Raw genomic sequence first — 5099 nt, 5'->3', positions numbered from 1 at the left:
CCGTAAGGCCGCGCGGAGGGCCGCTGGGTTCCATGGGCCTTCCGCCGATTTCGGTCAACCCGCCGCTGCCGCGGTAACCTTCTTGGACGCGGCCCGCTGTCGCCGCATGCGCCGTTTGGCGACAAGCTTGAGCGCGACCGGCGGCTCGTTTGACAGCGCGCCCAGCACGGCGTCGACCATGCCATGCGCCACGAAATCCGCGTTCATGTCACGCGCCAGTTTGCCCGCCGTCTCCTTGTCCTCGCTGTCGGCCTCCGACCAGAACACGATTCCCACCCGAAGTGCGGCCTTCGCACGCTTCAGCCGGCGGACCAGAAAGCGGGCGTGCTTGATGGAATCCCGGTTCAGGAATCCGACCACGACGGTGTCGACGGTTTCGAGCTCAAGGCGGCGAATGCCGGCGGGTTCCATATCGGCAAAGCTGGCTTTCGACACCGTCGCGCCCTGGACCTCCAGCACCTGCGCCAGCATCGCGGCAGCGGCGTCGTCGAGCTCGCCACGCCCCCCGGCGCAAAGCACGGACATATCCGTGCCATCGGGCAGTTCGGTCTCGTCCTCCCCGCCGGGATCGTCATCGTCGCTCGCCTCTGCGGCCACGGACGGCCCCTCCTCCTCGCCTGCCTCCTCCTGCGCGCTGTCGTCGAGATTGGCGACCAGCATCAGGGCACTGGCCGCCACCTGCCGCCTTTGCAAATCGCCCATGACGCCGCGCACACGGTCCTGTTCGCCCAGCAGAAGCGCCGGAATGGCAACCTTGTCATAGAATTCGACCAGATATTTCTCCTCCAGCATCTCCTCGGCATGATCGGTGGCTTCTTCCGGATCGCCGGCCAGCAGCCGCTGGTACAGGCGCGCATGGGGTTCGAGCACGGGCTCGTTGCCGAACAGCACGTCCAGGAATTCAAACTGCGGCACGTGCCTGCCCAGCACCACCAGGCAGACAGTGAGCGGCGTCGACAGGATCAGCCCGAGCGGCCCCCAGAGCCACGTCCAGAAAATCGCCGCGACAATGATCGCCAGCGGCGACAGTCCCGTCCGCGAACCGTAGAGCCAGGGTTCGATGACATTGCCGGTGATCAGTTCCATCACCACGAACAGGGCGGCTGTCCACAGCACGAGCGACCAGCCCGGTGCCACGGCCAGCGCCAGGAACAGCGGCAAAAGCATACCTATGATCGGGCCGATATAGGGAACGAAACGCAGCGCCAGTGCCAGCAGCCCCCACAGCAGCGCATTGGGAATACCGAGGGCCCAGAGCCCGATCGCGATCGGTATGGCGTAGACGATGTTGACGACCAATTGCATCAGGAGATAGCGGCCCACCCGTTTGGCGGCATCCTGAAGCGCCTCGGTGGTGCGGTGGAGGTCGCCGTAGCCGACAAGCCGGATGAAGCGGTCGCGCAGATCCTCCCGCTCGAGCAGCATGAAGATGACGACGACGATGATCAGCCCGGCCGACCCAAGCGGGCTGATCAGCGGCCCGACGACATTCTGCAGGACCTGAAGCGGCCTTTCGTGCGCGACGATCTCGACCGGCACCGGCTCGCGCGGCGGCTTTTCCGGGGCGGCGGCCGGCAGCGAGGGGTCTTGCCTGTCGATCTCCTGGCCGACCCGCTCGACCACCTTGCTCAGTCTGGCAAGGATCCCGCCCCCGGTCTCCTTGAGCGAGCGGATCTTGGTCAGGATGTTGGTCTGGTAGACCGGGATGTTCTGCGCCAGTTCGCTGACCTGCGTGGCGACGATGAAGGAGAACAGGCCAAGCGCCGCGAAGGCGCCGAGCACGCTGGCGATGACGGCGGCAATCCGGGGAATGCCGACCTTTTTTAGCGCTGCGACAAGCGGCGCCAGTGCGAAGGTCAGCAGCAGCGCGATGGCGATCGGCAGGAAAACCTCGCGCCCGAAATACAGTGCCGCCACTGTCGTGACGATGGCCGCCACATTGGGCAAAGAGGTTCGCGGATGGGGCGCGGCCGCTGAAAGGGCGTCCCCCAGCCCATCAGCCGGAGACGCCGTGCCGTTTCGACGATTGGCCACGTGATGCCTCCCTGCCAAATGCCATGATCGGGCATATAGAGCGGACGTGCAACTTTAGCCAACGATGAAATACGCCTCGCTCACAGGCAATGATCCGGCCCGCACCGGCCGCTCCCGAAGGGCTAAATGGAAGTCAGGCTCGCCCGATCGGATCAGCGCGCCGCATGCCTGGCCAGCGCGTGCTCGATCAGCACGTCGATGGTCTGGCTGTAGCCGATGCCTGAGGCGGCAAGCGCCTTGGCATACATCGAGATGTCGGTGAAGCCGGGAATGGTGTTGACCTCGTTGACAAGCAGGCTGCCGTCGGCGCGCAGGAAGAAATCGACGCGCGCCATGGCTTCGCAGCCAAGCGCCTGGAACGCCTGCCGCGCCATATCCCTGGCCTTTTCGGCCACATCGGCCGGGACATCGGCGGGCACCTTGACCAGCGCGCCGTCGGCATCGAGATATTTGGCCTCATAGGTGTAGAAGCCGTGCTTGCCGGCCGGAATGATCTCGCCGGGCAGCGACACCGTCAGCGACCCGTCGGCGCGCTCCAGCACCGAGAACTCGATCTCGCGGCCCTCGACGAATTCCTCGATCAACACTTTGCCGTCGTAGCGGAAAGCCGTGTCGATGGCCTGCTCGAAGCCGTCCCTGTCATTCACCTTGCTGACCCCGAAGGACGAGCCCTGGCGCGCCGGCTTGGCGAAGAAAGGCAGGCCGAGCGTCCCGGCAATCTCCTGGAAGGAATGCTTGCCGTTTCGATGCACGGTGACGGAGCGGGCAACCGCCAGTCCCGCCTCGCGCATCAGCCGCTTGGCGACGTCCTTGTCCATGGCGGCGGCCGAGGCGAGAATGCCGCAGCCGACATAGGCGACATCGGCGACCTCGGCATAGCCCTGCACCGAGCCGTCCTCGCCGAACGGCCCGTGCAGCACCGGGAACACGACGTCGATGGGGGGCAGCTCAGGCTGCGTACCATCCCGCGACACCGCAACCAGCCGGCCCTTGCCTCCGGGCAACAAAGCAACCTCCGGGCCGTCTTCGGAGGCCGGCGCCCCTGCCGCCTCATCGCCGATCGCCGCGGCGCGATCGAGTTGTTGCAGCAGCCACCTGCCGCCTCGCGAAATGGCGATCGGCACGATATCGTAGCGCGTGCGGTCGATCGCCTTCAGCACATTGGCGGCCGAAAGGCGCGACACGTCGTGCTCGGCCGAACGCCCGCCATAGAGGATGGCCACTCTTGTCTTGTCGGTCATCGAAATCCCTCGACTGTCAAAAAATCAAATGGCGACGGCAATGCCGCGATTGGCAAAGAAGCGGTCGAAATCGGCCGGTGACAACACTGCGTCTGCCTGTGTGGCGGGCTCATGGCCGGACGGGTTGTGAAAGCGGAAACCTTCGTCGGATGCCGCGGTGATCAGCACCAGATGGCCGCCCTTCGAGGGCGGCTCTCGCTCGGGCCAGCGGATCGAGCTGCTGACCGACGCGATGAAGAAGCGCGTCCGCTGCATGATCGCCGGAATGTCTGATGTGGCGACATTGGTCATCACCTCGGCGCGCAGGCCGAAGGCTTCCTTCACGAAGCTGACGAAGGGCGCGTAGATCAGCCCCTTGATCGATCCCTCATTGACGACATAGCCGCCATATAAGGTGCAGCGCCTGGCAAGTTCGATCGTCGGCACGATCTCGCCGCGGCTGGCCAGGATCATCTTGAGGCAGGCCATGCCGCAGATGTTGGCGGCCCAGATTGCGTATTCGTCGAGGGTCTCCGCCCCGGATCGCCTCCACAGCGGATCGCGCCTGAGCGCAACATCCGCGCCGTCGGCGAGCACGTCCAGCGTCATGTCAGGCGTTTCCCACTGGCTGAAAAACGGCACGGTTTCAGGCGGCGGGCTCATGCGGTCTCCTCGGTCGGCTGGTTCCATCTCGTATACGAGGATACGAGATGGATGAAAAGCCGTGACATTCAGTGGCGCGACCCAGAAGATGTCATCTTCCGTTTCGGTCAACCATCGCTGACTCCGGGGTTAGCGGAAGCCTCTCCCGCCTTCGTCATCCACAGGCGGAGCAGGAGCGAAGCTCCGTCGCGGAGACCCGAGGATGACGAACGTGGTGAATGCTGCGCGCCGCCTACTCGGCCTTCGCCCAGCCGAAAACCAGCCACGCATATTTCGATTTTTCGTAGGGTTCGACAGTGTAGGTCATCTGCATGTCGCCGTCCTTGGCGTAGATATCCAGCCGGGGCGCCGTATCCAGCTCGAGCCACGCCGAACTCTTGCTGAACGACCAGGTTCCGCACCAGACGCAAGGCCCCGACGTCGGATCCCCGGGCTGGTGAAAATTGTAGCGGCCGTCCGCCGTGATCTCCAGATAATCGAACGCCCCGTAAAACGCGGTCACCGTCTGCTGGAACTCACTGGCGGCCGCTTCCTGTTCCGGTGTCGGCGCATCCTTCATATCGCGCGGCGGCCGGATGGCTCCGCCGTTGAGTTTCCATTTGCCGACAAAATCCTTCTCGGTCGGAAGATATTCCTCCTGGGCCTGCGCCGATGAAATATAAGCAAAAGATGATATACTTGTGAGGCCAACGGCCCCGATTGCAAATAGAAGCGTGGCGGCACAGATCGCCCTTGCTGGGTTTTGCATAAAAAAAATATCTCCACGGGGGTAAGGGGAGTTTTATTGAAAATTTGTGGCGGACGTTGCTTCGGGACCGATTCCCGCCCGCCATTTGCACGGTTAGCATCGGGGCCACCGATCTGGCAACGCAAGGCAGCCTCTCTCCAGCATCGCCCATGCGTCCGCGATCCCGGCCGGCTGAATATCGGCAGCTTAGAAGGTGATCTTCACCGAAGCGGCGCTGCGACGATGCGGGCCGTGATGGACGGCCTCGATGTTGTTGCCGTCCGGATCGAGCAGGAAGGCGGCGTAATAGCCGGGGTGATAGGGCCGTTCGCCCGGCGCGCCATTGTCCGTGCCGCCGGCCGCCAGCCCGGCCTTGTAGAAGCCGTCGACCATGGCGTGGTCCCTTGCCTGGAAAGCCAGGTGATGGCGGCCGGTGAGTTTTCCCTGTGCGGCCC

General features: G+C 64.2%; 5 protein-coding genes. All 5 read right to left on the bottom strand.

Annotated elements, in window-relative coordinates; genetic code table 11:
* Nucleotides 1-54: 54 nt before the first annotated feature.
* Nucleotides 55-2034 carry an AI-2E family transporter gene (locus ENZ74_RS21105; protein WP_063168568.1) on the bottom strand — a complete coding sequence of 660 codons (1980 nt, stop codon included), beginning with the start codon at nucleotides 2032-2034 and terminating at the stop codon, nucleotides 55-57.
* A 152-nt stretch (nucleotides 2035-2186) separates the two neighbouring features.
* Nucleotides 2187-3275, bottom strand: a complete 1089-nt coding sequence (locus ENZ74_RS21100) for a D-alanine--D-alanine ligase family protein (RefSeq protein ID WP_063168569.1) — start codon at nucleotides 3273-3275, stop codon at nucleotides 2187-2189.
* 24 nt (nucleotides 3276-3299) lie between these two features.
* Nucleotides 3300-3917 carry a C39 family peptidase gene (locus ENZ74_RS21095; RefSeq protein WP_024501618.1) on the bottom strand — a complete coding sequence of 206 codons (618 nt, stop codon included), beginning with the start codon at nucleotides 3915-3917 and terminating at the stop codon, nucleotides 3300-3302.
* A 232-nt stretch (nucleotides 3918-4149) separates the two neighbouring features.
* Nucleotides 4150-4665: a hypothetical protein gene (locus tag ENZ74_RS21090; RefSeq protein ID WP_013530757.1), complete on the bottom strand. Its 516-nt coding sequence runs from the start codon at nucleotides 4663-4665 to the stop codon at nucleotides 4150-4152.
* 186 nt (nucleotides 4666-4851) lie between these two features.
* Nucleotides 4852-5099 (bottom strand): VOC family protein (locus tag ENZ74_RS21085; RefSeq protein WP_206522305.1); only part of this gene is annotated, 248 nt, incomplete at its 5' end.

The organism is Mesorhizobium sp. M7A.F.Ca.CA.002.15.2.1 (genome assembly GCF_003998715.1).
Lineage (GTDB): Bacteria > Pseudomonadota > Alphaproteobacteria > Rhizobiales > Rhizobiaceae > Mesorhizobium > Mesorhizobium ciceri.
Note: the sequence above shows the minus strand (reverse complement) of the source record. Positions and strands in the feature narration are given on the sequence as shown.

Coding starts and splice junctions, on each gene's coding strand:
- ENZ74_RS21100 (WP_063168569.1), bottom strand. CDS start 3,275: ATGACCGACAAGACAAGAGTGGCCATCCTCTATGGCGGGCGTTCGGCC.
- ENZ74_RS21095 (WP_024501618.1), bottom strand. CDS start 3,917: ATGAGCCCGCCGCCTGAAACCGTGCCGTTTTTCAGCCAGTGGGAAACG.
- ENZ74_RS21090 (WP_013530757.1), bottom strand. CDS start 4,665: ATGCAAAACCCAGCAAGGGCGATCTGTGCCGCCACGCTTCTATTTGCA.